The following is a 26,285-nucleotide window of genomic DNA, read 5'->3' on the forward strand; positions in this document are numbered from 1 at the left end:
TGTCGTTCCTTCGTTCATCGGCGTCGGTGCCGGACGGTCGGAAGAGGGAGGGGAGGTGCGGGCGCCCAGCGAGCGCCCGCACCCGATCGACTACTTGTAGTCGTCGTTGTCGGCGAAGTTCTGATCGATCGCGGCGGCCGCGTCGCTCAGGGACTTCTGCGGGTCCGCGCCGCCCCAGACGGCGGCGAGGGCGCCGGCGAACTTGGAGCTGATCGTCGGGTAGCCCGCGGTGACGGGGCGGTAGACGGCGATGCAGTCCGCGGTGACCGCATCCGCTGCGCAGGCGTCGGTCAGCTGCTGACCCCAGAGGGCGAGTCCGCCGCCGTCCTGGTAGAGCGCATCGGCGGCCAGCGCCGAGACCGTCGCGGGCGGGGCGCCGTTGGCGGTGGTCATCGCGCTCACGTTCTCGTCGTTCAGCAGGTAGTCGAGGAACGCTCCGGCGGCGTCGCCGTTCTCGGTTCCGGAGCCGATGCCCCAGGTCCAGGAGCCGGCGCCGGCCTTCGAGCCCTCGCCGAGGTTCGGCAGCGGCAGGGCGACGAGGTTCTCACCGAGGGCCTCGGAGAAGGCGGGGTAGTTCCAGTGACCGCCCCAGGCGACCGCCACCCGCCCGTCGACGAACGCGTTGCCGTCGGCGTTGGGGTCGGAGTAGTCCTTCCAGGAGGCGAACTCGGTGAGCGCCTCGACGCTGGCGTCGGAGTCGAGAGCACCCGCAGCCTTGCCGTCCTCGATGAGATTGCCGCCGGCGGACTGGATCAGCGGAGCGAAGCCGTAGGTGCCCCACTCGCCCGACAGGCTCGCCTCGTTCAGCTCGATCGAGGTGCCGGAGGGGTTGGCCTCGGCGAGCGTCTTCAGCGCCGCGGAGAACTGCTCCCCGGTCCACGCCTCGTCGAACGAGGTCGGGACGCTGACGCCCGAGGCCTCGAGGAGGCTCTTGTTGCCGTAGAGGCCCATCGCGGAGTCGTACATCGCCAACGCGTACAGCTCGTCGTCCGAAGTGCCCTCTGCGACGGAGCCGGGAGTGGCGTTGTCGATGGTGGTCTGGTCGACGAAGTCGCTGATCGGCGTGATCTTGCCGTTGTAGACGAAGCTCGCCAGCGTCGGCCCGTCGATCTCGAGGATGTCGGGGAGCTGGTCCTTCGGCGTGCTGGTGACCGTGGTCGTGTAGGTGTCGCCCGAGATCAGGCGGAGGTTCGCGGTGACGTCGCTCTGCGACTCGTTGAAGCCGTCGACCGCGGCCTGGAGCGCCGCGTTCTCGCTGTCCTGGCCCTGGTGGGCCCAGACCTCGATCTCGCCGGTGCCGTCGCCGGCGCCGGCCTCGGAGCCGCCACCGCCGGCCGCCGAGCAGCCGGTCATCGTCGCGATGGCCGTGGCCACCGCCACTGCGGCCAGTGCACCTCGTCGTGCTGTGCGTGTGATTCTCATGATTCTCCTCGTGATCGCATCCGTCGTCGGATGCCTGTCGCAGGCTGGGTGGGGGAAGGAACCGGGACGCGCCTGCGGGTCCCGGTGAGTCGTGGTCCGCTACGAGGCGGGGACGTCGTGACGCAGGACGGCGCGACCGTCGACGACGTCGAGGTCGATCGGATCCGAGATCCCGCCGACGAACGCACCGCTCCCGTCCGAGTTGTGGAAGGCGAGCAGCTTCCAGAGCCCGTCGCGGTCGCGGATGGTCCGCCCCGAGTAGAGGGAGTGGTCGGTGAGAGGGCGGGCCCCGGCGATGTCCATGCTCCGCGTCGGGTCCGGGACGGTGACCGCCCAGGTTCCGGCCCCCGGATGGGACCGGATGTGCTCGGCGGTCATGGAGTCGTTGGACGAGGAGAACAGCAGCAGCCAGCGGCCGTCGACGAGCTCGACCTGCGGCACTTCGAGGTGCGCGAATCCGGCACCGGGTGCGGAGAGAGGCGGGCGCACCTCCCACGTCTCCAGGTCGGCGGACACGGCGTGACCTATCACGCCGCGGTCATCGAGAGCACCGTCCTTCGAGCGAGCGGTGACGAGCATGTGCCAGCCCAGGCCGTCGGGGTCCGGGAACACCCACGGGTCCCGCCACGCCTCTTCCTTCCACCCCGACGCACCCCAGGTCTCATACCAGCGCGGATCCGCTGCCGTGACCGGGCCAGGCCGCTTCTCCCAGCGGACCAGATCGGACGAGACGGCGACGCCGACGGTCTCGATGTTCGCCATCGCCGGCTCGTCGTCGAGGAAGCGCGAGCCCGTGTAGAACATGCGCCACAGCCCGTCGTCACCGCGGACGACACTCCCGGTCCACGTGGCCGTCGCATCGAAGGATCCGTCGGGCCCCGTGCCGAACGGCGCCTCGTCGAGCACCGTCCACGAGACGAGGTCCCCTGACACGGCGTGGCCGATCCGGGCGGCACGGTGGCGGCGCAGTTCGTCGCCCAGGGACGTCGGTGCGTGCAGGAAGAAGGCGTGGAACGTCTCGCCGTCGTCTGCGAGCCAGAAGTCCCAGACCCAGGAGCCGCCGAGGGTCAGCATCGCCGGACCGTTCCGGTCGTGTCCGCTGCTCGCATGTGCATCCTCTCCGTCGAGCGCGGTGCTAAACCGCTTGACTGCCGAAGTTAGGCGGTTTAGCACTTAAGGTCAAGCGGTTTAGCCGATCCGGTTTACGATGGAAGCTCAGCGAAGGGGGGCTCCATGGCCCGACAGCGAGTCACGATGGCCGACGTCGCCCGGAAGGCGGGCGTCTCCACGACCGCCGTCTCCCTCGTGCTGAACGACCGCCAGGGCACGAGGCTGTCCGAGGACGCCGCGAACCGGGTGCGCGCCGCAGCCGAGGAGCTCGGCTACCGCCCCAACCTGACCGCCCGAGCACTCAGCACGCAGAAGTCCCGCATCATCGGCTTCATCTCGGAGCAGGTCACCGTCGACCGTCTCGCGAGCGGCCTGATCCGCGGCGCCCTCCGCGAGGCGAAGAAGCAGAACCACGTGCTCTTCATCGCCGAGACCGAGGGCGAGGCCGACGCCCTCGACGAGGCGGTCGACGCGCTCACCGACCGGCAGGTCGACGGCATCATCTACGCCGCGACCCGACCGCACGCTCTGCAGCTGACGCCCCGCGTGGGCAGCACGCCCGTCATCATGCTCAACGCCGTCGCCGAGAGCGCGCTCGACTGCGTGCTCCCCGACGAGCACGCCGGAGCGAAGGACATCGTCGACCTCCTGCTGGACGCGGGGCACTCGGAGGGAGTCGTCGTCGTCGGCCGCTCCGTCGATCAGCCGGACGACGAGTGGCTCACCCTCGCCGTGAGGCGTCGTCTCGACGGGATCTGGGAGTCGCTGCGTGCGCACGACGTCCGTCCGATCGCGCAGCTGCCGTGCCAGCCGTGGTCGGTCAAGGCCGGGTACGAAGCGGTCCGCGACCTACTTGCCGCCGGAATCACACCTCACGCGCTCATCTGCCTCAACGACAGGCTCTCGTTCGGAGCCTACCGCGCGCTCGCAGAGGCGGGCCTCACGGTCGGCCGCGACGTAGCCGTCGTGTCCTTCGACGACGACGACATCGCCGTCTACCTCCACCCGATGCTCACCACCGCCGCCGCGCCGTTCGAGGAGATGGGCGCCCTGGCGGTGCGCCTCATCCTCGACGAGGCGCACGAGCCCGGGGAGCACCTCGTGCCGATGCCCACGCGCGTGCGCGACTCCGTCCACCTCACGCGAGCGCGGGCCGCCGAGCTGCAGAAGCAGAACCCCGAGCCCGACTGGACCCGATGACCGAGCGGAACGCCCTCCCGAGAGCCGCGGGACGAAGCCCCGATCGACGACGAGAGCCGAGCGGGCGCACCGGGCTCCGGCCGCTGGCGGGACGACAGCCGGCGGCGCGAGACCCGACCGGGCTCCTGCCCCCCCCCCCCGCCCAGAGACATCCACCCAGTGGATCCATCGAAGCGACCCCGTCGGAGGACGGCCGCTGCCGACGGCGTCGCGGCGTGGCTCCGTCGTTCTCGAAGCATGCCCGGGTGGGAAGCGGGGGCGGTATGCGTATGAATGCAGAAGCCGTGGGGGTCCCGCAGCGGGAAGAGGTCGCCGGCCTCCGCGGAAGGCCAGGTGCTGCGGCGCGCGATGGCCACGCTGACTCTCGAGATCAGCCTGGCAGTGCAGATCACCGTCGAGGAGGCGACCGAGATGATCGACCGAGCGACCAGCGCGGACGATCCAGCTCTGCAGCTCATCGCCTAGCCACCAAAGCGGAACAGCTCTGCGCTGGGTCTAACTCTGCAGGTCTGCAGGGAACATCCCTCTCGGTGGGGCGGCGTAGGGCAGCATGTCGCCGGGTCGGTTCTCGTCCGTCGACGTCGCGAACGGGCCGCTGGGCGAGAGCAGGACGCGCATGTACGGGTCGAGGTGGTTGATCCAGCACGCGCTGAGTGAGCCTGCGCTGGTGCGGATCTCTTCCCACATCCGCCAGAGGGCTTCGATACGGGTCAGTGCCTCGATCTTGCTCCACCGCTCAGCCGCCCACCGGCGGCCTGGCCCCTGGCCGCCACCCGGCGCCGGTAGGAGGGCCGGAGGGACTTGCGCACCCATTCGTCGGCTGAACCGAAGTACGTCGCCGGCACCTCCTCCTCGTCCTCATCCACCACCTCGACGGGGTGCAGGCTGACGGGTCCAACCGGGGCCGAAAACGCATCCGCGTCGACGTCGAACAGGTCTTCGTCACACCCCACAGATCCTGATCGCCGATGCGGCGGTAACCACGATTGTGGAGCGGACTGAGCGGAGCTGATTCGCTCGATCCGCGACGCCCTCGCGGCAGGTATCGCCGCCGCCGTGCGGCGCACACCGAGCACACGCTCGCGATCACAGAGGACGGACCACTCGTGCTGACCGCGTGACGTGCGGGCCGGTGTCTCGCTCGTGCTGAGCAGTCGGGGAACGACGAATGCCCTGCCGAGTACGGCAGGGCATTCGACGACTTTGGCTTACGGGCGGATCAGCACCTTGAGAGCCTCGCGGGAGTCCATCAGTCGGTAGGCCTCCGCGATCTCGGCGAGCGGCATCTCACGGTCGAACACGCGCCCCGGCTCGATGGTTCCGTCCAGGACCTGCGGGAGCACCTGCTCGATGTAGGCGCGGACGGTGGCGGGGCCGCCGGTGAGCGTGGCGTTCTTGCCGAAGAGCGACATGAAGCCGACGGCCGCGTCCTCATACTGCGGGACACCGACTCGGCTGATGGTGCCTCCGGGGCGGACGACTCGGTAGGCCTGCTCGTAGGCGGGCATGTGACCGACGGCCTCGAGGACGACATGCGATCCCTCGCCGCCGGTGATCTCCATCACCTTCGCGACTCCCTCATCGCCCCGCTCAGCGACGACGTGGGTGGCACCGAACTCGCGACCGAGGTCGGTGCGGGCCGTGTGCCGGCCCATCAGGATGATGGTGTCGGCGCCGAGCTGCTTCGCAGCGAGGACGGCGGACAGGCCGACGGCGCCGTCACCGATGACCGTGACGGTCTTGCCGGGGCCGACGTCGCCGCGCAGGGCCGCGTGGTAGCCGGTGAGGTAGACGTCGGACAGCGTCAGCAGGCTCGGCATGAGCGACTCATCAGTGCCCTCGGGGATCACGACGGCGGTCCCGTCGGCCTGCGGGACGATGAGCTTCTCGGCCTGGGTCGCGGAGGGGGCTCCATCGAAGAACCCACCGTGGACGCAGGAGGTGGTGATGCCATCGCGGCAGAACGGGCAGGTGCCGTCCGACCAGGCGAAGGGCACGATGACGGTGTCGCCGACGGAGAGGGTCGTGACGTCGTCACCGATCTGCTCGACGACTCCGATCGCCTCGTGGCCCATCCGGCGGCCCTCGGGAGTGTCGCCGAGGTCGTGGTACGGGTGGAGGTCCGAGCCGCAGACGCAGGCGTAGGTCACGCGGATCAGGGCTTCGGTCGACTGCTGGATGATCGGGTCCGGGACCTCCTCGACGCGAACGTCGCCGGCGCCGTACATGACAGTGGCTTTCATGGTGTTCCTTTCGGGATGGGGGTTAGTCGGTGACGCGCTCGTAGGACACGCGCCAGGTCTCGGCGGGGTCCGTGGGGGTGAGCACGAGAGTGTCGTCCGTCACCTCGAAGCTGCGGGTCAGGGTCTGTCCGATCAGTTCGCGCACGGCAGCCGATTCGACGTCGACCGAGAACGTTTCCTGGTCGTCATCGATGGTTGCGGAGCCGTAGAACGCCTCGTAGCCGTTGATCGTGTAGGGGCCATCCGGGGCGGCCGTGTCCGGGTTCATTGCCTGCACGGAGACGGTGGAGGGCGTGATGATGATCTGGCCGCTGTAGGGGATGGACTGGAAGTCACCGGCGGCGCTGTCCTCGAGCAGAGTCATCGACCAGGTTCCGACCGGGGAGTCGGAACTGGTTGAGGCGATGCTGTCCGTGGGGTCCTGTGCAGCGGAGCTTGCGCTCGTGGAGCAGGCGGTGAGAGTGGCCAGGAGGCCGGCGGCCAGGGCGGGGATGATCAGTCTTCGGGTGGTCACGAAGCGTCCTCTCGGGTTCGTCGGGGCGGGTCTGAACGACCGTATGCGGCGCGGACGAGGCGCAGGGAGGGTCGGTCAGGGCCTCTTTGTGTGCTCGGGGAGCGGATCAGCGGACGCGGGTCCAGGTGCCGTGCAACTGGATGAACTGCCCGCCGATGACGGAGCTGGCCATGCAGGCGCCCTCGGTGTAGTCCTCGATGTGGGTGACGTGATCGCCGGAGTCCGGTTCGGTCCACCGGACCACGTAGAGCCCGTCGCGGACCTGAGTGGCGGTGTAGTCCATCGTCTCGGTGCGGCCCTTGATGGCTCCGCCGGTGACCGTGAACGTGACCTGGGTCTCGGTGAAGCTGATCTCCACCGTGAAGTGCCCGAGTGGCGTGTTGGGGCCGAGGTCGGCGAGCCAGGTCTGGCCGATGCTGGGGAGTTGTGCGGTGCTGTTCATGAGGTGCTCTTCTTTCTCAGTGGTGATGGTTTCGGGGTGGTTGGGCGTAGCGGACAGGTCGGTCAGAACTCCAGGACGAGGCGGCCGCGGAGGCCGCCGCGTGCGAGGCGGACATGAGCGTCGGCGGCTTGAGCCGCAGGGAGGACGGCAGCGACGCGCGTACTGACAGCTCCGGATCCGGCGAGGCGAGCCAGCATCGCGATGGCATCGTGTCGGAGGTTGGAGCGCATGACGTAGGAACCGAAGACGTCGATTCCGCGTCCGGGGTCGACGTCCGTTGGGAGGTAGAAGGCGATCTGCCCGCCGTCGCGGACAGCGCGCGTGACCTGGTCAGTGAGGATCGCGGCGTCAGCGAGGGCGTCCGCTCCACGTCCGCCGGTGAGAGCGAGGACGCCGTCGCTGAAGTCGGCTCGACGATCGATCACGTGTGTTGCGCCGAATTTGCGGACCAGGGGCTCGTCGTCTCCAGTGGCGGCGGCGATGACGGTGAGTCCCCTTCGCGCGGCGAGCTCGATGAGGTAGCCGCCGACGGCGCCGGTCGCGCCGGTGACCGCGAGTGTGGAGCCGGGCGTGAGAGCGAAGTGCTCGAGCGTGATCTCGGCGGTGAGGGCATTGGAGAGGAAGGAGGCGGCGCGCATGAAGTCGAGTTCTGCGGGCATCTTCGTCACTGACTCGCTGGGGAGGACGATGTACTCGCTGTATCCGCCGTGGCTGTTCTCCGGCACGACGAAGCCGATCGCCGCGTCACCGATGCTCACGTCGATGCTGGCTGGCTGGCCCGGCCCCACTTCGTCGACGACGCCGGAGATGTCCACTCCGGGCACGACGGAATCGGAGATCGCGCTGTCCTTACCAGCGAAGCCGCCGGAGCGGATGATGGCGTCGACCGGGTTCACGGTGGCCGCTCGAACCCGGATCCGAACCTCTCCGGAGCCGGCATGTGGCTCGGGAATCTCCAGGACCTGCAGGGCGTCGGGACCGCCGTAGGTGGTCAGACCGATGGCTTTCACGGGGTGTACTCCTCTTTCTCGTCCACGCCTCTCAGCACGCTGCTGATGACGTCGTGATTCCACGGTGCCACCGCCCTCGGCGGCGCTGAAGGGGAAGGAAAATGCCCCCTCTCGTGTCCTGCGACGCTCGATGCGGGATCGGTCTTGCGAGGATGGACCGGTGGTAGCGGAGATGCGATGGCAGGAGCTCGGTGACTTCCTGCGCGCTCGTCGGGCGGAGCTGAAGCCCAGCGATCTGGGGCTCGTCGACGCGGCACGGACGCGCCGCGTCCCGGGCCTCCGGCGCGAGGAGATCGCCCGAGCCGCATCGATCAGCACGGACTACTACACACGCCTCGAGCAGGGCCGGCTGCCCGCCTCTGCACCTGTCTTAGACGAACTGTCGAAGGTGCTGAAACTGTCCGCCGACCAGCGCAGCTATCTGAGCGGGCTGGCGGGCAAGGTGCTTCCCGCGTCTCCCGCCGCGGCGCAATGGTCGGTCGCCGCCCCGGTGCAGAGGATGCTCGACGACCTCACCCTGACGCCGGCGTTCGTCATGGGCCCCCGCACGGAGATCCTCGCCTGGAACGCCCTCGGCGCCGCTCTCATCACCGACTTCGCGGCCATCCCAGAGACAGAACGCCTCTTCATCCGGCTGCTCTTCACGGACCCTCGCATGCGTGCGCTCTACGCCGACTGGCTGAGCGTCGTCGACCTTGCGATCGCGCAGCTCCGGATGGACAGCGCTCGAGATCCCGACGACCAGCAGCTCCACGCGATCGTCGACGACCTCAGCGTCAGTGATGCCGCCTTCGCTCAGCTGTGGCAGACCCACGAAGTCGCTACGCGCAGCAGTGGGGCGAAGATCCTTCGTCACCCACTCGTCGGCGAGCTGGTACTCGACTGGGCGGCGCTCACTGTCGGTGCCGACCCGAGCACCACGATCATCGTGTGGACCGCGGAGCCCGGATCGGAGTCGCAGACGCGGCTGCGTGAGCTGGCCGTCCTTGCCGCACGAGGTCAGGTGTAGGCGAGGAAGCGGCCGGCGAAGGCGACGCCCGTCCACGTGGTCAACGACACCGCGGCGGCGAACCGCGCGGCGAGAGGGGTCACGGTGGCGTCCGCCCACTCCGGGACGCGGCGGTAGATGCCGCGATGGAACACGAGCACGTTCAGACCCGCCAGCAGCAACAGCCCCAACTTCCAGGGCGCGGCGCCGGACTCGGCGACAACTGTCGTCTGCGCGCTGAACAGCGCGACACCCGTTGCGAGCGCGACGATGAGGCCGACGTGCGACACGGGCAGGAGAGAGCGAGCTGCTGTCGTCACCGAGACGACCCGGTTACCCGCTCCCAGAAGACGAAGGTCGAAGGCGAAGGCCGGTCCGATCAGGACGGCGATTCCGAGGATGTGAATGCTTTCGAGGGTGGGGTACAGGAACGGGGTGCCCCGCACGCTCTCGCCGAGTATCGTCCCCTGCAGCCACTGCAGCGCACTCTCGAGCCATTCCGGCATGACGCTTCCCCTCAGCTCTGCCGGGTGCGGCGACGGAGGTACACGAGACCGCCCACGATGCCCGCTGCGACGACGATCCCGAACACCGCCCAGACCCCCGCCACACCGGTGGCGGCATCTTCCGAAGTCGTCTCGGCGTCGCCTTCAGAGGGAATGGACTCTGCAGAACTGGAGGGCGCTTCCTCCAGTGGATCGGCCGCCGTCGACGTGGTCGCCGGCGTGGGAGCCGCAGCGTCGGGCGCCTCGCCGGCGGCCGTGGGCAGGGGTGCGCGGACGGGGAGCGTGCTTCCGAGCACTTGGTTGACCGGCACGGCGTCGTCCCCGTACCAGAAGACGACTGGGCGGAACAGGGCGTCGTCGGTCCGGTTGATGTAGCCGACGCCTTGGAAGCGCTCCCCCACTGTCAGGGGCCGATCGAGTCCCCAGCGCCCCGTGTACGCCGGTGGTGCAATGATCACCTCGAGCTCGTCCTGCGGCCCCGCGTAGGCGAGGGCGGACTCAACACGAATGCTGTCTTCCGGGTCTTGGAGGTCCTCCGGGATCGCGAGGTCAGGAGTGTCAGTGGGCAGATCGGCGTCGAGGGCCGCGTCGAAGTATGTGTGTGGTTCACCCCAGCTGCCCTCGGACGCGACGGTCCCCGCGATGTAGACGAGGTTGTCGGTATCGAAACCGTCCCAGCCGTGGTGCGCTGCGGCCGGCGTTGGCGTCAAGAGGACAAGGGCCGCGGCCAGGCCGAGGGCCACGGGAGCGGTCAGGTGCCGGAGCGGCGCCGAACGAGGATGGGAAGAGGTCGCGTTCAAGGGAAAGATTCCTTTCGGGGTGCCTGCGATTCCCCCTCACCGTAGAAGCGCTCCTTCAAATCTGAGAGGTTCTCTCAGAACCCCTCAGACGCTCCGGTTTCCGCGGACACATGGCGCGGGATCCTCGCGATGTCCGTCCCGAAGACGGTTAGCAGGCGGGAGGCGAACATCCGTTCAAGTTCTGCACAGACGGGGTCGCCTTCGGCCCAGACTCTTGCGGCGGCGCATGCCGTCGCTAGTTGGTCCGCACTGATGCCGCTCCACCACTCCGGTTCGCCCGCGGCGGCGAGGAGTGCGCGCGCGGTCTCGACTTCGCAGCGGAACCGGTCGAGCAGACGAAGCATCCGATCAGGGTCGGCCTTCGCCGCCCAGAGGTCGTCGACATGCGAGCTGAGGGCGACGTCCCCGAGGCGGCAGGCATCGGCGATCACGATGCGAGCCTGCTCACGCGACAGGACGGGTACGTCGGCGATATCCGGGGTGCTCTTCACAGGCGAATCCTTCAGCGAGTAGGGAGAAACGTGAGCGGCACTGCCGCGCCGAATCCGGACCGGCCCCGGGAGGCGGTCGTCGAAGGCCCGAGGAGACATCGCGACGACGTCGGAGCCAACGAAGCACTCACGCCCTCTCGGGGGCGAGAGCTGCGCACCACTGGCGGCGACGCCGTTCGCTCGAGACCGTACCTGAGGGCTTCCTCAGGGAAGGAGGTGCTGACAGGGCCCCCATACCGCGGAGGGGTGCCCTGGTGGAGAACGTCACGCTGGAGACTCCCTCGACCGCTGCGCTCGGGATCAGCTGGAGGGACCGCGTCGCCATCGCCGAGCGCTGCGGGTTTCGTCCCTCGCGATTATCTGGAGCCGCCATGACCGACACCGTCCGATTCCACCGTCTCTCTTCCCGCCTTTCAGCTCTGTTGGCCCTCACAGCGGCCTCCGGCGTTCTTCTCGCCGCTTGCTCATCGCCTGACAGTGACGCGAGCGTCCGCAGTACTTCCAGTAGCGCCGCGACGGAACCCACGACGACCGACGAGGCCGCCACGATGACGCTCTCGCCCGCAGCGGAGCGACCCGCTGCCCCCGGACCCGCGGAGAACTTCACCGGGCTGGTCTCCGTGACGCCATTGTCGACACCGACCGACGCCATCGCCGCAAGCACTGCGGAGGTCGCCTTTGAGCCCGGCGCGCGATCGGCCTGGCACTCCCACCCCGCCGGTCAGGTCCTCATCGTGACTGACGGCGGCGGCTGGGTGCAGGCCAGGGGCGAGGAGCGTCGCGCCCTCGCACCTGGCGACGTCGTCACCACACCGGCCGGGATCGAGCACTGGCATGGAGCTGCGGCCGAGACACCTCTCACCCACATCGCGCTCACCGGAGTGCTCGACGGCGTCAACGCCGAGTGGGGTGACCTCGTCACCGACTCCGAGTACATGGGCGCCCCTTGAGTCGTCTGCGAGCCGACCCGGCACCCACCCGAACGGAAGGACCTCCATGACCACCCGACCCCGTCTCCTCCCCAGCGCCGCTCTCCTCGTGGCCACGCTCGCGCTCAGCGGCTGCACTCCCGGCCAGGACCCCGCGGAGCGACCTTCGGCCCGTGCCTCTGCGACCGATCTCGCCGACGTCTCCCCCGCCCTCGCCGCGTACGACTCCGAGGTCGTCGAGCAGCTCTGGCAGAACGAGGAGCTCTCTCCTCGGGATCGCAGCCTCGTCACCTTCGCACTGCTGACGGCTACCGGCAGCACGGCAGGTCTCCCCGCAGTCGCCGAACGCGCTCTCGACGACGGCGTCACCCCCGAGGAGCTCTCTGAGACCGTCACGCACCTCGGGTTCTACTCCGGCTGGCAGAACGCGCGCGATGCCGCCGGGGTCCTCGCCGCCGTCTACGCGGACCGCGATGTGGAGGCGGATGCGCTGCCGGAGCAGGATCCGGATCTCCTCCCCCTGGACGTTGCTGTGGACGACGCGCGCGCGGCGCAGGTCGAGCAGGACTTCGGCGCGATCGCACCTGGGGTCGCCGAGAACACGACCGAGGTTCTCTTCCGCGACCTATGGCTTCGCACCAGCCTGGAGCCGCGCGATCGGAGTCTCGTCACCGTCGTGGCGCTCGTCGGTTCCGCCCAAGTGGAGCAGATCCCCTTTCATCTGAACCGCGCGATGGACAACGGACTTACCCAGCCCGAAGTGTCCGAGGTGATGAACCATCTCGCGTTCTTCGCGGGCTGGCCCAGGGTCTTCTCGGCGCTTCCCGTCGTCCGCGACACGATCACTGCGCGGGGTTGACGGCCGGACGTGAAGACAGGCGGTGGCGGGCTCCAGCCGGGAGCCCGCCACCGTCGCTCAGGACAGTTCGAGGACCACTTTTCCCTCGGCCGATCCGCTGGCAAGTCGCTCGTAGGCGCTCGCTACGTCGTCGAACGCGTATGTCCGGTCCACGATCGGGCGCACCCGCCCCGCGGCAACCGCGCCAAGCAGCTCCTCAGAAACGCCCGCGAACAGCTCGCCGAGGATCTCGGGCGGGGTGAGCCCGTAAGACACGGACCGTAGAGTCACCCGCTGGCGGGCGAGGCGGAAGAGATCTATTTCGGCGGTGGGACCGGCGAGGCGGCCGACGCTGACCACCGAGCCGCCCGAGCGGGCCGCCTCCACCGCCGCGGCGAGCCCAGCACCACCGACATGGTCCAGGACCACGTCAGCGCCCGCTCCGTTCGTGAATGCGCGCACAGCGTCCGCGAGGTCGGCATCATCCTCGAGGACGACGACCTCGTCGGCGCCAGCCCGTCGCAGCAGTTCCGCGCGCTCGGCGGTTCGGGTGGTACCGATGACGACATCGGCACCCAAGGCGCGCGCGACCTGAAGCCCGATGAGAGCGATTCCGGAGGTTGCGGCAGTGACGAGCACGCTGTCGCCGCGGATGAGTCCTGCGCGGCGGAGGGCGCCGTATTCAGTCGAGACTGCAGTAGGAAGCGCTGCCGCGTCGGTCCAGCCCAGCGCGTCGGGGACAGGGATGACATGCCGGTGGTCGGCTACGACTATTTCCGCGAAGGCCTGTTCGGCGATTCCCATGACGCGCGCTCCCAGCAGGGCCGCGGGGACCGCATCGCCGATGGCGTTGACGACACCGCTGAACTCGAAGCCGGCGATCTCGGCGCCGGTAGAGGAGAGGTCGCCGTTGTTGAGTGAGACGGCTCGCACTTGGACGCTCACCTGGAGTGCCGTCAAGATCGGCGCCGGTCGATCGACTACCTCGGGGGTGCCCGTGTGATTGGTGATGGCGCGCATGATGATGTCTCCTTGGGGCGTTTCAGCGTTCCCGCGCTTGAAGTCCGGGGCTTTGGCGGCTGGTGGGGCTGTCAGTCCGACGTCGGGGGTGCAGCGGAGTTCACCTGAGCGAGTGCGTTAAGGGTGCGCGGATAGCCGATGTAGGCGACGAGCACGGTGAGCACGTCCAAAAGAGCGCCGCGAGCGTTCCCGACGTTCAGATTGGCGGTGACGTGGCTGGCGACTTGACTGTCGGCGCCGCCGAGGGCTGCGAGCAGGGCAAAGGTGATCAGCTCGCGCTGCTTCACGCTGAAACCGTCGCGGGTGTAGTAGTCGCCGAAGCAGTTACCGGCGAGGAACTCCGCGAAGCGATGCGTGTCCGCGGGGCCCGAGGCGAGATTCTCAACGACCTCCGCGCCGAATATCTCCGTCTGCACGGCAAGTCCCGCCTCGCGCCGCGTCTCAAGGTCGGTCGCCGACCGGCTCTCAAGGGGCAGAGGGATCCCCCGGGAGCGGAAGACCGCATTGGCGAGAACGATGAAGTCGACCGCTCGCGCCATTCCGACGTACGCGACCGCCTGATAGGTCACCTCTTTCACCTGCACCGGCTCGACGCCGACCTCGAGCGCGGCACCGAGCAGCACCCGGAACTCGCCTGCGGCCCCGACCGCGATGGTCGCCGCGAGCTGAAACAGGAGACGCTCGCGCCTGTCCATGCGGACGTGCCCGAGGGTCTCCCCGAAAGTGAAGTCGCGATAGAACGCCACGAACTCCGGATCCGTCACGTCCAGCGACATGTCGTCGGGCCCGATCGTTGCGGGGAACAGGATCGCCGATTCGCGCCGAGCATCCTCACGAGTTGTCATGATGTGGTCCTTTCGCAAAAGCGGAAGTGGAGTGGGTGGCAAGCCTCAGGGTGACGTGGGTGCCGTCTGCGAGATCCCGCACCGGCTCGACGTCGTCGAAGGAGCCGAGGGGCACGATCCCGGCGAAGGCTCCGACGTACTCGTAGTAGAGGACGAGGCTGCGAGCGGGGCTGTAATAGCCGATCGTTCGTGACCGCGCATCGCTCCGTGACGGCGCACCATCGAGGCTGAGCGCATCTCCGAGATCAGCGAGCTTCTCCTGCCCGCCCATGTCGCGGAACGGCAGAGTCAGCGGTAGCCACGCCAAAAGGGACGCGCTGGTCGCACTGCCGTCGAGGTGAGCTGTGACCTCGACTCCCTCGATCTCGAGAACGATCCGCGTTGCTTCGCTCGAGTTCGTCGTCATCTGGAGCTCCTGCCGTGATGGATCGCCGCTTGTCGCATCAGCGTGCGTCGAGGTGATCGACGGTGAACGCGGTGCGGCGGCCGTAGAAGGTGATGACGAGGGCGACAGCGCCGAGAGCCGCCATGAGGGCCGCGAGGACCAGGGCGGGGAGGTTCTCCAGCAGGACCGCGCCGACGATGCCCGCTGCGAAGATCGCGAGGTTGAACGCCACAGGGAGGAACGAGTTCGCGACATCGGAGTTCTCGCGCCCCGAGCGGCTGAGGGCCGACTGGAGCTGCGCGGAGGCGCCGCCGAAGCCGATACCCCACAGCACGCTCGCGACCAGGACGGCGGCGGGTGCACCGCGGCCCACGAGCAGGATCACGCCGGCGAGGATGAACACCGCGAGGCTCGAATGCAGCAACGCCCGCGGGAAGCGGTCGATGATCGCCGCGGTGACCCCGACGCCGATGATCGAGGAGACGCCGTAGACGAGGAGCACGAGGTCTGGCCGCAGACCGGAGCCACCCTCGCGCAGGAACGGCGCGATGTAGGTGTAGATCGTGTTGTGCGCGAGCATCCAGACGAGGATCGTCAGGCAGACGATCGCCACTCCTGGCATGGCGAAGACGCGCGCCAGCGGGAGGCTCCCGGCCGCGGTCCGCGGCTGGCCGGGGACGTCGGGAACGAAGAGGGAGATCAGGACGAAGGCGATGAGCGCGAGGATGCTCAGGCCGCCGAAGGACCACCGCCAGTCGAAGGTCGTGCCGAGCCACGCTCCGAGTGGAGTGCCGAGCGCGAAGCCGACCGGGGCGCCGACCGACACGATGGACAGCGCTAGGCCGGCACGACGAGGCGGGCTGATCCGGCGGCCGTACGCAGCGAGCATCCCCCAGATGATTCCGGTAAAGGCTCCTGCGAAGAAGCGCGAGACGAGCGAGACGACGACGTCGCTGGAGAGAGCGGTGACGGTGTTCGCGACGATCAGGCAGGCGATGGTCGCCAGGATCAGCGGCTTGCGCCGAAACCCTCGGGTCAGGCTGATCGCGGGGATCGTGACGATGACGGTGCCGAGCGCCCACACGCTGATGAACTGGCCGACGATCCCCTCGCTAGTGCCCATTCCGGCGGCGATGACCGGCAGCAGGCCGGCAGGCATCGTTTCCGCGGCGACGAGAAGGAAACCCATCAGGGCGAGCAGGGCGAGCGCGAACCAGGGCATCGTCCGCGGCTCGGGTCGCTCGCTCCCGTCCGGGTGGAATACGGGCGCAGTGGAAGTCATGGGGTCCTTTGACGGCTCGAGGTTGCCTTCCCTGCGCGGAGGCGAACCGTCGACAGGGTGAGGAGAGAAGGGGGAAAGGGAGAAGGCGGTCAGCGTGCGGAGGTGGTGGTGAGGCGCGCGATGTCCTCGGTGGCGGCCCAGGTGGCGAGCATGCGGAGCTTCTCGTCGGAGGCGCTACCGGGAACGGCGGGGTACACCGTCATCGAGTGACCCGGGTCGTCCTGCAGCTCGGTCACTTGGAAGGTGAGCTCGAGGAGACCGACGACGGGATGCTCGAACTGCTTGAGACCGGTGTAGTGACGCCGGACGTTGTGTTCGGCCCACCGGGTCCTGAAATCGTCGCTGCGCATCGACAGCTCACCGATCAGGGCTGCGAGTTGGGCATCGTGCGGGTTACGGCCGGCGTCGCGGCGGAGGATCGCGACGTTCACGTCGGCCGCTCGCTCCCAGTCGGGGTAGAAGAGGTGTGCGCGGGGGTCGAAGAAGATGAACCGGGAGTGGTTCGCCGGCCGCGCGGTGCTGCGGTACATCTCGGAGTAGAGGGCGAAGCCGAGCGCGTTGGCGGCGACCAGATCCATTCGCGTGTTCGAGACGAACGCGGGTGCGCCCGTGATCGCGTCGAGGAGGTACTGGATCTCCGGACGCACCGTTTTGATGGCCGGAGCCCGCCGGGTGCGGACCCCTGCTTCGTTGGCGGTCCGCGCGAGATCGCAGAGGTGATCGTGCTCTGCACGATCGAGCTGGAGGGCTCTGGCCATCGCGTCGAGAACGGAGTCGGACACGCCGGCAAGGTTCCCTCGCTCCAGGCGGGTGTAGTAGTCGACGCTCACGCCCGCCAGTCGCGCGGCTTCGTCGCGGCGAAGACCTGCCACGCGGCGGCGGCCGCCGCCCGGCTCGATTCCGGCCTGCTCCGGCGTGAGACGCCCTCGACGCGACGTCAGGAATTCGCGTACCTCTGCTCGGTGATCCATGCCCGCAACGGTAGGAGGCACCGGTCCCGACGTGAAGGGTTCTGTCAGGACCTCTCTTGTGGCGCGAGAGACAGGGTCCACGATCATGTCCCGAATCCGCGGCTGAAGCGCTGACCTGCTCGCACCAGGTCTCGAGCAGGAGCGAGCCGGGCGCTCGCGTAAGCGGCGAGGGCGGTCGCAACAGCCTCCGGGGACGACGTTCCGAGTGTCGCGGCCAACGCGACCGCGTCATCCACCGCGGTGGCGAATCCCCTGCCCGTCATCGGCGTCGCACCGTGTGCCGCGTCACCGATGAGCGCCAGCCGTTTCCTCGCAAGCCGGTCGGGGACGTACTCGGAGATCGGGGTTCCGACGACGGCTTGGCGGGCGATGCTGTCCAGAATCGCATTGCGCCATGGAGCTGGCCATAGACGTCTGGCCTCTTGCGCGAGCTCGTTGTACACGGCGTCGGGAATGCTGTCCGGGCGAAGGGAGTGTCGTACGGTGCTCCCCCGGACGCTGCCGGTGGAGCGGAGGAGCTCGTTCCGTGTTGCGTCGTACCAGGCCCAGCCCAGGCGTCGCTCCCCGGGTTCCGTGCCGTCGTCGCCGCCGCCGGCGAGGGGGTAGCCGAGGAGATGCCCGCCGCCGGCGGAGTGGAAATCGAGCGATGTCGGCCAGGGGTGCTGCGGCGGGAGGTCCGCCTCGTCCGCGGTTCCCAGCCAGAGTGCGTATCCAGCGAATGTCGCGTCGGCGTTGCCGGGGTTGACCTCGCGGCGCACGATGCTGCGGTACCCGTCGGCGCCGATGATCGCATCGGCCGTGAGCGTCTCGCTTCCGCCGACGGTGACGTGGGCGCGTGTGGCGTCCTGCTCCACTCGGGTGACCGGTGAATTGTGACGCATCGTGATCTGCGGGTCCTCCGCGGCGGCGTCGCGGAGTCCGCGATACAGCTGCGACCAGGCTTCCGCGAGGGGCGCGCCACGGCGCAGCGGAGGTCGGCCGAGCGCGGCCTTCGCTCGATCGGGGCCGAGTGCGTCAAGGAGCTGACGCTCGTCCACGGCGAGGGCGGCGCCGCTTGGACGGTGCTTGGCCGCTCGCTCGAGCACCGTGCTGGCGACACCGACTTCGGCGAGCGTGTGTGCGGTCAGGAGTCCGGCGAGCGAGCCCCCGACGATGAGCACTTCTGGCGGAGTCGTCGAGCGAAAAGGCGAGTTCATGGGAGTCCTTCGTGCTGGTGGGGGAGGGTTCCTCCTCCCCCACCAGCGGAGCGAGACGGGGGTCAGGCCTCGTCGATGTCGAGCGGGAAGATCTCGGGAGTGATCTGGTCGGGGTCGGGGCCGCCGCGGGCACCGCGGTCCAGCGCGGAGATCGCCGCGAGCTCCTCGCCGGTGAGCTCGAAGTCGAAGACGTCGAGGTTCTCGGCGATGCGCCGCGGAGTGACCGACTTCGGGATCGCGCTGCGCCCGCTCTGGAAGTGCCAACGCAGCATCACCTGCGCGGGCGTCTTGCCGTGCTCGTCCGCGATGGACGTCAGGGTCTGGTCGGCGAGGGGGTTCAGCGCCGGGTCGGCACCGTCGACGTAGGTGAAGATCCCGCCGATCGGAGACCACGCCTGAGTGATCACCCCATGCCGGGCGTTCGCTCCCATCACGTCGGCCTGCTGGAAGTACGGGTGCAGCTCGACCTGGTTGACCGCGGGCACTACGTCCACGCGCTCGATCAGGGCCGCGAGGTGCTCCGGGTTGAAGTTGCAGACGCCGATCGCGCGAGTGCGCCCTTCGGCCAGCATCTTCTCGGCTGCCTTGTAGGCCGCGACGGTGTCGTCGAACGAGCCCGGGACCGGCCAGTGCAGCAGGTACAGGTCGATGTAATCGAGCTGGAGTTTGGCGAGGCTCGTGTCGAAAGCGTGCAGCGCACGGTCGTAGCCGTAGTCGCCCATCCACAGCTTGGTCGTCAGGAAGACGTCCTCACGCGCGACGTCGGCGGCGCGGATGCCGTCACCGACCTGGCGCTCGTTGAAGTAGCCCGACGCCGTATCGATGAGTCGGTAGCCGCCGTTCAGCGCTGTGGTGACGGCGGCGGCGGTCTCCTCCGGAGTGCTCTGGTACACCCCCAGCCCGAGGGCCGGCATGGTCACTCCGTTGTTGAGTGTGAGGAGGGGTGAGGTCACTGGTCTTGTCCTTTCGCAGCGGAGATCAGGCGGACGTAAGTGGAGTCCACGCATCCGTTTGACCGTATCACCTAAGCGGAGTCAGCGCATCCGCTTGCTGCTATCGTGGATTCATGAGCGAGCACGTACTGCGGAAGGATGCCGAGCAGAATCGGCAGAGGCTGATCGAGGCGGGCCGCGAGCTGCTGGCTGAGAGAGGCGTGGAGACGACACTGAACGACGTGGCCAGGCGCGCCGGCGTAGGAATCGGCACCGCCTACCGCCGCTTTCCTCACAAGCAGGCGCTCTTCGACGCCATCTTCGAGCAGCAGATCGATGAGCTCGAGGACGTGCTTCGCACCGCTCTCGCGGACCCTGACCCGTGGGCGGGGCTGGTCTTTTACTTGGAACGCTCTGTCGCGCTGCAGGCCAGAGACCTCGGCCTGGCGCAAGCGTTCTCTGGTCGCCGCTTGCGGCCCGAGCAGCACGACTGGGAGCGGGACCGTCTGGCGCCGCTCGTCAACGACCTGATCAGCAGGGCCCGGGCGCAGGGTGTCGTGCGGCCTGACGTGACGGGCACCGATTTGGTGTTCCTGCAGATCGGTCTCATAGCGATCGCCGAAGCGGCTCGCAGTGGCGGCGCAACGTCGTTGATCAGTGACGACGCGACGGACCTACACCGCCGATACTTGTGGCTCCTGCTCGATTCGCTGCGCACCCACCCGCACGAGTCGACGCCGCTTCCCGTCGGCGCGCTCAGTACTGACGAGGCACATCGACTTCTCGCGAGCCGCATGGAGCCGGCGCAATTGACCGAGTCCTCCTCGTCATAGCGAACTACCGATAACTGAGATTCTGTGGATTAAGCCTCCGTTCCCTTAGCGGTCGAGCCGACTGAACGGGATGCCACCTACGGGCTTCGCCCGATGGGCTTTCCGCCTCTCGTGCGGATCCGTCGCGCTGGGACGCCGGCGATTCTCGGGGCAGTGCCGGAGAGCGTCCCGCGTGAGCGTTAGCGGTGGATCTGCCTCCGGGATCTCCTCCGCAGTCGATCGACCACCGCACCGTCGGTCGAGAACGATCTGCATGAGCTCATCGTCACGGCTTCGTTGATCGTCGGGCTGCAGTGCGGAAGCAGGACAGTAGAGTCCCGCCCGCTCATCGAGCAGTGCGGAGCGAGAAGTCAGTCCTCGTCCAGCGCGTCCAACCCGCGCAACGCCTCCCGAGCGCGCGCCAGCCGCGCCTCCGCCGGCTCGTCCCACCACGCAGGTCCGCGCTCGCCGAGCCCGTGCTTCGCCAACCCCACCCGAACGCGCGCAGCCGCCACCGCATGCTCGTCCCCGGCCCGCTTCCCCGACCGCACCCCCGACCGCCCTCTCCCCAGATGCGAGGTCAGCGCAGCGACCAGGTCGGAAGGCAGGATCGGATCCGTACGCCGCCAGCGGCGCCCGCCGACGACCAGCCAGCGCTCGTCATCCTCGTCAGCCACGCCCGCAGCTCCCCTCCAGCACGACTCAGCGCCGCGACACCAGCCCCGAGAGAGCGGCGAATGCCCGCTCCGGACCGGTCGTGCCGGTGAGCTCCTCCGCCAACGCATCGAGCCGCCCCCTCGCCGGCCCGCCCAGCGCGAGCATCCGCTCAGCCGCGTCGGCAAGAGCCGACACAGACGCCACGTTGGGATCGAGCACCTCCGCCACCCCCGCATCCTCCAGCGCCGCAGCCCCGGCGAACTGATCCGTCGAGAACGGCAGGACCACCAGCGGCACCCCCGCGGTCATCGACTCCGTGACGCTGTTGTTCCCGCCGTGCGTGACAGCGAGCGCGGCGCGGCCCAGCAGCGTCACCTGCGGGAGGAAGCCGCGGACGAGCCACGACGACGGGACGTCGCCGAGGGCCGCGCGGTCCGTCGCTCCGGACGCGAGGGCGACCCGCACCGGGCGGCCGTCGACCGAAACCGTGGCGAGGGCGGCGGCGACGCGGGCGAGCACGTCGTCGCGCACCGAGAGGAAGCTGCCGAAGCTGACGTAGACGACCGGGTCGTCCGAGGCGGCCAGCCACTCCTCGACCTCCGCGTCGACGGGCTCGGAGCGGACCGCCGAGCCGAGGAACGCGTGCGGCGGCAGCTGGGCGGTGCGGGCCGGGTCGTGCAGCTCGCCGGGATAGTTCAGCAGCAGCACGTCGCCGGACTCGGCGAACGCGTCCTGGCTGGCGGGAGCGGCGGAGTCGAGCGAGGCGAGGGCGGCGTTCCACTCGGCGGTGAAGGAGTCGCGGACCTCGTCGCAGAGGGCGCGCAGGGCGGCCAGGTCGTCGGGGTCCGGAGTGAAGGCGTCGGGCCAGACGGGCGGGAAGCCGTAGACCTCGCCGGGCACGGTCAGGGCGCTCGGATGCCCGAGCACGACGTCGCCGTAGGGCACGCCGAGCGCGCGGAGCGCGACGCGGGCGGTGAAGGCGAGGTGGTCGACGACGATCGCGTCGGGCTGCACCTCGTCGAGGATCTCGCGCAGCCGGGCGGCGACTCCGGCCGGGTCCCACAGCAGGTCGGTCAGCCGCTCGCGCGCCTGGTAGGCGAGGGTCGGGACCATGCCGCGTCGCGTCGCCGCGAAGAAGCCGCGGAGCGACTCCCCCTCGTCGGGCGCCTGCTCCTCCGCCCGGATCGTGCCGGGGTTCGAGCCGCGGCCGAGTCGGAGCGCGGTGTGCTCGAATCCGAAGTCGTCGACGATCGCGCGGGTCGCGTCTCCCGTGGCGACCACCACGCGCTCGCCGGCCGCGCGCCAGGCGGTGCCGAGCGTCGCGAGCGGGAGCAGGTGGGAGGCGTAGTCGGGGCTGACGATCAGCAGGGTCATGACGCTCCGAGCACGAGGTCGGAGCGCAGCGGCCGCTCCTGGTCGGCGGTCGCGTGCGCGTAGACGCCGGCGAGGGCGCGCGCCATGGCCTCGATCGTGTACCGCTCGGCGACCATCGCGCGACCCCGCTCGGCGGCGTGCTCGGCGAGCGGGCCAGCGGCGAGCTCGAGGGCCGATGTCGCCGCTCCGGCGAGCGCCGTCGCGTCCGCGGTGTCGATCAGGAAGCCGGTCACTCCGTCCTCGACGTACGTCACCGGTCCGCCGGTCGCGGGGGCGACGACGACGAGGCCCGCGGCGAGCGCTTCGAGCAGGGCGATGCCGAACTCCTCCTTGACGCTCGCGCAGACGTAGGCGCCTCCAGCGGCGGCGAGCCCGGGGCGGCCGTGCCGGACCGCGCCGAGCCAGCGGGCCACGGTGCCGTTCGGGCGGTGCCCGGCGAGCAGGAGCCCGTCCTCCGCCCCTCCGGCGGCGAGGATGCGGTCGAGCTGCTCGCGCTCGTCGGGGCTCGGGTCGGCGAGGTCGCCGCCCACGAGCACGAGGTTCGCGCGGCTCCTCAGTGCGGAGTCGCCCGCCCACGCCTCGGCGAACGCCGCCATGCCCTTCACCCGGTGCAGCCGGCCGACGCTGAGCAGCAGCGGCAGGTCGCGCCGGTCGCGGGGCAGGCCCGCGAGCAGGTCGTCCAGCGCCGAGAGGTCGTCGCCGACGTCGATCGCGACGTCCTCCCCCGCCGCGGAGGCGCGGGCGGCCTGCTCGCCGCGCTCCACCAGGCGCACGTCGATGCCCTCCGGGACGATCGTGTGCCGCTCCGGATGCGCGGTGATGTCGATCCCGATCAGCTCGCGCATGCTCTGCGCCAGGTCGGCGCGGGGGAAGAGCACGGTGTGCGCGGCGTCGGCGGCGAGGCGCTGCACGAGCCGCACTCGGAACCAGAAGTGCTCGGCGGAGTCGCGGTCGCCGAAGTCGGCGCGCGAGAGCGTGCCCGCGGCGTCGAGGCCGGCGATGAGGGCGTGCGGGTCGGGCGCGACGGTGAAGACCACGGGGATCTCGAGCTCACGGGCGACCGCGGCGGCGGCGAGCGAGCCGACGTCGGCCATGCGCAGGTGCAGCACGTCGACCCGGCCCGCCGCGCGCAGGATCCGGCGGATGCCGCGCTCGGCGGCGATCCGGCGCGGCCAGGCCTCGGGCATCGGGACGGCCGGGCCCGCGAAGGGCACCGGAGCGAAGCCGTGCCCGGCCGAGGGCAGGTCGGCGAGAGCGCGCTCCGCCTCCGCGGGAGTGCCGCGCGAGAGGGTCAGGACGCGCTCGATGCCGTCCTCCGCCCCGAGGGCGTCGCCGAGGCGGACGAGCAGCGTGGCGATGCCTCCGTTGTCGCCGGCGCCGACCCGGGTCAGCGTGCCGTCGATGTCGGCGTGCAGGAACAGCTGCGCGACCGTCGGGCCGGCGTCGGCGAGCGGAGCCGGTGCGTGGTCGAGGAGGGCGACGCGGGCGATCGAGCCCAGCGGCCCCTCCAGGGCGGTCAGGCGCGAGAGCAGCAGCTCGGCGTCGTCCGAGCGGCGCTCCCCCAGCGCGTCGATCGCGGCGGCCCGCGCGTCGAACCCCTCCGCCTCGTCGGCGGCGAGCTCGAGCAGGGTGCGCTCGGCGATCGGGCCCGGCACCAGGCCGAGCGTCTCGACGAACCGGGAGCGGGCGCCGGGATCGCGCTCGCCGATCAGGGCTCCCTCGAGGGCGAGCGAGAGCGGTTCCGGAGTCGAAGAGCCCCAGAGCAGCAGCGTGCGCTGGGCGAGCATGCCGACGAATCCGCCCGCCCCGACCATCCGCAGGAGCGGACCGATCGCGCTCGGTCGCGGCAACCGACCGCCGAACGCCCAGGCGGCGTGCTCGCGGATGAAGGCCCGCTCGTCGGCGAGCAGGCGGAGGAGGGCGAGGTCCGCCTCCTCGTCGAAGACCTGAGCCAGGGAGTGCACGGCGGCGATGGCGGTCAGCTGGTCCGACGGATCGAGGGCGGCGCGGGTGAGCAGGCGCACGGCGCGTCCGCCTCCGTCGCTCACGGCCGCGATGGTGAGCTCGTCAGCGGCGCGGACGGCCTCGAGCAGGGTCGGTGCGCCGCGCACGGCATCGAGAACGGTCTGGGTGGCCACGGTTCACCTGGTCTCGTCGGTACGGATGGAGCAGCGCGCCCACTCCGGGAGTCCTTCGGAGCCGTCGGGCTCCCGGGATCGCGGCGTCGGCGGACCGAGTACGAGCATGCAGCGCCGGGTCCTGGGATTTCACCACTTGCGCAGATCCCCACGATGTGCGCACTGTCAAGGGGTTACCGGCTCCGATCCGCATCCTCCACGCGCGAGCCTGCTCAGGAGCGCGAGGTCCACTCCAGCAGTCGCCCGAGCGGCCACGTCGTCACGATGCGCTCCTCGGGGACGCCGAGCCGCTCCGCGCGCTCGGCCCCGTAGTCGAGGAGTCCGAGCTGCCCCGGAGCGTGCGCGTCGCTGTCGATCGAGAACAGGCAGCCCGCCTCGATCGCCAGGGCGATGAGCTCGTCCGGCGGATCCTCCCGCTCGGGGCGGGAGTTGATCTCGACGGCGGTCCCGTGATCGGCGCAGGCCCGGAAGACGGCCCCCGCATCGAACTCCGACGGCGGCCGCGTGCCGCGCTCCCCGCTCACCAGCCGCCCGGTCACGTGGCCGAGCACGTCCGTCCGCGGGTCGGAGGCGGCGGCGACCAGTCGCGCGGTCATCTCGCGTCGCGGAGTCCGCAGCTTCGAGTGGGCACTCGCCACGACCACGTCGAGGCGGTCGAGCAGCTCGGGCGTCTGATCGAGCGAGCCGTCCTCGAGCACGTCCACCTCGATCCCGCTGAGCAGCCGGAGCGAGCCCGTCTCGAGGGTCGCCAGGTGCGCGAGCTGCTCCTCGAGCCGCTCCGCGCTCAGCCCGTGCGCGACGCGCAGCCGCGGCGAGTGGTCGGTGAGAGCGAGGTACTCGTGACCCAGCGCGAGAGCGGCGTCCGCCATCGCGGCGATCGGAGTCGCTCCGTCCGACCACTCGCTGTGGCTGTGCAGATCGCCGCGCAGCCGGGCGCGGAGTGCGCTCGTCGGCAGGGGGCTGCTGCCGCGCAGGTCGGCCAGGTAGTCCGGCACCCGCCCCTCGCGGGCCTGGCTGATCACGGTGAAAGTCGTATCGCCGATGCCCGCGGCCCGGCGCACGGCACCGAGGTCCTCGCGCTCCGCCGCAGGCAGGCTCTCGAGCACCGCGATCGCCTTGCGGAACGCCTTCGCGCGGTACTTCGACGCGCGCTCCCGCTCGAGCAGCGTCGCGATCTCCTGCAGCGCCGCGATCGGATCCATGACCCCGGTCTACCAGACACCGGAGCCGCCGCTCACCCCCTCCGCTCCACGAGCGCCTGCAGGGCGTCGCGCACGAACCGCGCGCCCTCGACGCCTCCGTAGTGCACCGCGAAGCGCTCGTCGGCGACGTACATCTCGCCGAGCCCGAGCAGGTACTCGTCGCTCGGCCCGCCGTCGGCGCCGCGCGGAGTGCCGGGGATCCCGGCCAGCCATGCGCGGTGCCGCTCGGCGAGGGCGAGCGCCCCGGCGCCGGAGGGATCCGCTCCGCTCGAGGCGGCGGCGATCCAGTCGGCCGCGAGGTCCTGCTGCGCGAGCCTCCACCGCTCCTTCTCCTCCGCGCTCATCGACCGCCACCAGCGGTCGCCCTCGGCGTAGGCCGGCGCGCCCCAGCGGCGCTCCACCTCCTCGCGGTGCTGCGCGTGGTCGAAACCGTCGAACATCTCCTCGGCCATCGGCCCGTTCCCTTCTCTCGTCGTCGTGATGGTGCGGCGGACGGCCGCGATCCGGCGGTCCAGGCGTTGCCGCTCCTCCTCGAGCACGTCGACGTGCCGTTCGAGCGCGGTGAGCGGCTCGGTGTCGCGGCTCAGGATCCGCCCGATCTCGGCCAGCCCGAGGCCGAGGTCGCGCAGCAGCAGGATCCGCTGCAGCGTGACGAGCGCGGCGCCGTCGTAGTAGCGGGTGCCGCCGGCCCCCACCCGGCTGGGCGGCAGCAGGCCCACGGCCCCGTAGTGCCGCAGCGTCCGGCTCGTCGTCCCCGCGAGCCGCGCCACCTCCTGCACCGACCACTCCTGCTGCACGACGCCCTCCTCCCTCACCGCGATCCGTCGACAGGAGCGACCGTACGGCTTGACGCGGCGTCAACCGCAAGGCCTGCATTCGGCCGAGCCCGGAGCGACGAGCCTTCGGGATCGCTGAGCACTCTTGCCGCGTGCGCGAAACGCGATATATCGTGACTCTCACCACTCGCGATATATCGCG

General features: G+C 69.9%; 27 protein-coding genes. 5 read left to right on the forward strand and 22 right to left on the reverse strand.

All coding sequences use genetic code 11. From position 1 onward, the window contains the following. Nucleotides 1-90: 90 nt before the first annotated feature. Together ASF46_RS16050 and ASF46_RS16055 are read right to left on the reverse strand one after the other, a co-directional pair. Entirely contained in the window at nucleotides 91-1,422 is a 1,332-nt protein-coding gene (locus tag ASF46_RS16050; RefSeq protein ID WP_056868457.1) for a sugar ABC transporter substrate-binding protein, read from the reverse strand. 99 nt (nucleotides 1,423-1,521) lie between these two features. Next, a complete protein-coding gene (locus ASF46_RS16055) occupies nucleotides 1,522-2,496 on the reverse strand; it encodes a glycosyl hydrolase family 32 (protein WP_056868458.1) in 975 nt (324 codons plus the stop codon). Between the two features lie 159 nt (nucleotides 2,497-2,655). Here ASF46_RS16055 and ASF46_RS16060 point away from each other — a divergent pair, with 159 nt between their 5' ends. Continuing rightward, nucleotides 2,656-3,732 carry a LacI family DNA-binding transcriptional regulator gene (locus ASF46_RS16060; protein WP_082485560.1) on the forward strand — a complete coding sequence of 359 codons (1,077 nt, stop codon included), beginning with the start codon at nucleotides 2,656-2,658 and terminating at the stop codon, nucleotides 3,730-3,732. Nucleotides 3,733-4,227: 495 nt separating this feature from the next. On the opposite strand, the gene ASF46_RS19945 is transcribed toward ASF46_RS16060, so the two are convergent. The 5 genes from ASF46_RS19945 to ASF46_RS16090 all read right to left on the reverse strand — a co-directional run bounded on the left by ASF46_RS19945 (nucleotide 4,228) and on the right by ASF46_RS16090 (nucleotide 7,941). After that, a complete protein-coding gene (locus ASF46_RS19945; protein WP_082485561.1) occupies nucleotides 4,228-4,545 on the reverse strand; it encodes a DUF4913 domain-containing protein in 318 nt (105 codons plus the stop codon). Nucleotides 4,546-4,940: 395 nt separating this feature from the next. Further along, entirely contained in the window at nucleotides 4,941-5,975 is a 1,035-nt protein-coding gene (locus ASF46_RS16075; RefSeq protein ID WP_200919729.1) for a zinc-binding dehydrogenase, read from the reverse strand. A 22-nt stretch (nucleotides 5,976-5,997) separates the two neighbouring features. Then, nucleotides 5,998-6,489 (reverse strand): lipocalin-like domain-containing protein, encoded by a 492-nt coding sequence (locus ASF46_RS16080; protein WP_200919730.1) that lies wholly within the window; start codon nucleotides 6,487-6,489, stop codon nucleotides 5,998-6,000. A gap of 106 nt (nucleotides 6,490-6,595) precedes the next feature. Beyond that, on the reverse strand, nucleotides 6,596-6,931 hold the full coding sequence (locus tag ASF46_RS16085; protein WP_056868463.1) for a MoaF-related domain-containing protein: 336 nt from the start codon (nucleotides 6,929-6,931) through the stop codon (nucleotides 6,596-6,598). Between the two features lie 62 nt (nucleotides 6,932-6,993). Then, the gene (locus ASF46_RS16090) at nucleotides 6,994-7,941 is read right to left on the reverse strand and encodes an NADP-dependent oxidoreductase (protein ID WP_162240193.1); all 948 of its coding nucleotides are present in this window, start codon (nucleotides 7,939-7,941) and stop codon (nucleotides 6,994-6,996) included. Between the two features lie 64 nt (nucleotides 7,942-8,005). On the opposite strand from ASF46_RS16090, the gene ASF46_RS16095 reads away from it, so the two are divergent. Beyond that, entirely contained in the window at nucleotides 8,006-8,950 is a 945-nt protein-coding gene (locus tag ASF46_RS16095; protein ID WP_235576971.1) for a helix-turn-helix domain-containing protein, read from the forward strand. Here ASF46_RS16095 and ASF46_RS16100 read toward each other — a convergent pair. The 3 genes from ASF46_RS16100 to ASF46_RS16110 form a co-directional block, all read right to left on the reverse strand. Beyond that, entirely contained in the window at nucleotides 8,941-9,435 is a 495-nt protein-coding gene (locus tag ASF46_RS16100) for a DUF6644 family protein (protein WP_056868465.1), read from the reverse strand. The two genes, ASF46_RS16095 and ASF46_RS16100, sit on opposite strands and share 10 nt — an antisense overlap. 11 nt (nucleotides 9,436-9,446) lie before the next feature. Beyond that, a complete protein-coding gene (locus ASF46_RS19605) occupies nucleotides 9,447-10,235 on the reverse strand; it encodes a hypothetical protein (RefSeq protein WP_200919731.1) in 789 nt (262 codons plus the stop codon). A gap of 74 nt (nucleotides 10,236-10,309) precedes the next feature. Continuing rightward, complete coding sequence (locus ASF46_RS16110; protein WP_056868466.1) at nucleotides 10,310-10,726, reverse strand: hypothetical protein; 417 nt, start codon at nucleotides 10,724-10,726, stop codon at nucleotides 10,310-10,312. 371 nt (nucleotides 10,727-11,097) lie between these two features. Between ASF46_RS16110 and ASF46_RS19610 the strand changes: the two genes are divergently transcribed. Together ASF46_RS19610 and ASF46_RS16120 are read left to right on the forward strand one after the other, a co-directional pair. Further along, the gene (locus ASF46_RS19610) at nucleotides 11,098-11,676 is read left to right on the forward strand and encodes a cupin domain-containing protein (protein ID WP_235576972.1); all 579 of its coding nucleotides are present in this window, start codon (nucleotides 11,098-11,100) and stop codon (nucleotides 11,674-11,676) included. Between the two features lie 46 nt (nucleotides 11,677-11,722). Next, nucleotides 11,723-12,514, forward strand: coding sequence for a carboxymuconolactone decarboxylase family protein (locus tag ASF46_RS16120; protein WP_056868467.1), 792 nt, complete (start codon nucleotides 11,723-11,725; stop codon nucleotides 12,512-12,514). 57 nt (nucleotides 12,515-12,571) lie between these two features. Here the strand turns inward: ASF46_RS16120 and ASF46_RS16125 are convergent, their stop codons facing one another. From ASF46_RS16125 to ASF46_RS16155, 7 genes are all read right to left on the reverse strand, one after another. Beyond that, on the reverse strand, nucleotides 12,572-13,513 hold the full coding sequence (locus tag ASF46_RS16125; protein ID WP_200919733.1) for a quinone oxidoreductase family protein: 942 nt from the start codon (nucleotides 13,511-13,513) through the stop codon (nucleotides 12,572-12,574). Nucleotides 13,514-13,584: 71 nt separating this feature from the next. Continuing rightward, on the reverse strand, nucleotides 13,585-14,358 hold the full coding sequence (locus tag ASF46_RS16130; protein WP_235576973.1) for a carboxymuconolactone decarboxylase family protein: 774 nt from the start codon (nucleotides 14,356-14,358) through the stop codon (nucleotides 13,585-13,587). Further along, nucleotides 14,345-14,764 carry a cyclophilin-like fold protein gene (locus ASF46_RS16135; RefSeq protein ID WP_056868469.1) on the reverse strand — a complete coding sequence of 140 codons (420 nt, stop codon included), beginning with the start codon at nucleotides 14,762-14,764 and terminating at the stop codon, nucleotides 14,345-14,347. Before ASF46_RS16135 ends, ASF46_RS16130 begins: the two co-directional genes overlap by 14 nt. 37 nt (nucleotides 14,765-14,801) lie before the next feature. Continuing rightward, nucleotides 14,802-16,025 carry an MFS transporter gene (locus ASF46_RS16140; protein WP_082485562.1) on the reverse strand — a complete coding sequence of 408 codons (1,224 nt, stop codon included), beginning with the start codon at nucleotides 16,023-16,025 and terminating at the stop codon, nucleotides 14,802-14,804. Between the two features lie 89 nt (nucleotides 16,026-16,114). Next, nucleotides 16,115-16,996 carry a helix-turn-helix transcriptional regulator gene (locus tag ASF46_RS16145; RefSeq protein WP_056868471.1) on the reverse strand — a complete coding sequence of 294 codons (882 nt, stop codon included), beginning with the start codon at nucleotides 16,994-16,996 and terminating at the stop codon, nucleotides 16,115-16,117. 83 nt (nucleotides 16,997-17,079) lie between these two features. After that, nucleotides 17,080-18,192: an FAD-dependent monooxygenase gene (locus ASF46_RS16150; protein WP_082485563.1), complete on the reverse strand. Its 1,113-nt coding sequence runs from the start codon at nucleotides 18,190-18,192 to the stop codon at nucleotides 17,080-17,082. Between the two features lie 62 nt (nucleotides 18,193-18,254). Beyond that, nucleotides 18,255-19,145 (reverse strand): aldo/keto reductase, encoded by an 891-nt coding sequence (locus tag ASF46_RS16155; protein WP_235576974.1) that lies wholly within the window; start codon nucleotides 19,143-19,145, stop codon nucleotides 18,255-18,257. Nucleotides 19,146-19,258: 113 nt separating this feature from the next. On the opposite strand from ASF46_RS16155, the gene ASF46_RS16160 reads away from it, so the two are divergent. Then, nucleotides 19,259-19,957 (forward strand): TetR/AcrR family transcriptional regulator, encoded by a 699-nt coding sequence (locus ASF46_RS16160; RefSeq protein WP_056868473.1) that lies wholly within the window; start codon nucleotides 19,259-19,261, stop codon nucleotides 19,955-19,957. Nucleotides 19,958-20,307: 350 nt separating this feature from the next. On the opposite strand, the gene ASF46_RS16165 is transcribed toward ASF46_RS16160, so the two are convergent. The 5 genes from ASF46_RS16165 to ASF46_RS16185 form a co-directional block, all read right to left on the reverse strand. Next, nucleotides 20,308-20,613: a hypothetical protein gene (locus ASF46_RS16165; RefSeq protein ID WP_056868474.1), complete on the reverse strand. Its 306-nt coding sequence runs from the start codon at nucleotides 20,611-20,613 to the stop codon at nucleotides 20,308-20,310. A 25-nt stretch (nucleotides 20,614-20,638) separates the two neighbouring features. Further along, nucleotides 20,639-21,967, reverse strand: a complete 1,329-nt coding sequence (locus ASF46_RS16170; RefSeq protein ID WP_056868475.1) for a glycosyltransferase — start codon at nucleotides 21,965-21,967, stop codon at nucleotides 20,639-20,641. Next, nucleotides 21,964-24,105, reverse strand: a complete 2,142-nt coding sequence (locus tag ASF46_RS16175; RefSeq protein WP_056868476.1) for a glycosyltransferase — start codon at nucleotides 24,103-24,105, stop codon at nucleotides 21,964-21,966. The genes ASF46_RS16170 and ASF46_RS16175 overlap by 4 nt, the downstream gene beginning before the upstream one ends. A gap of 212 nt (nucleotides 24,106-24,317) precedes the next feature. Continuing rightward, on the reverse strand, nucleotides 24,318-25,307 hold the full coding sequence (locus ASF46_RS16180) for a PHP domain-containing protein (protein ID WP_056868477.1): 990 nt from the start codon (nucleotides 25,305-25,307) through the stop codon (nucleotides 24,318-24,320). Between the two features lie 32 nt (nucleotides 25,308-25,339). Next, nucleotides 25,340-26,104 (reverse strand): MerR family transcriptional regulator, encoded by a 765-nt coding sequence (locus ASF46_RS16185; protein ID WP_056868654.1) that lies wholly within the window; start codon nucleotides 26,102-26,104, stop codon nucleotides 25,340-25,342. Between the last annotated feature and the right edge of the window lie 181 nt (nucleotides 26,105-26,285).

The sequence above is a fragment of the Rathayibacter sp. Leaf296 genome (assembly GCF_001423045.1).
Taxonomy (GTDB): domain Bacteria; phylum Actinomycetota; class Actinomycetes; order Actinomycetales; family Microbacteriaceae; genus Rathayibacter; species Rathayibacter caricis.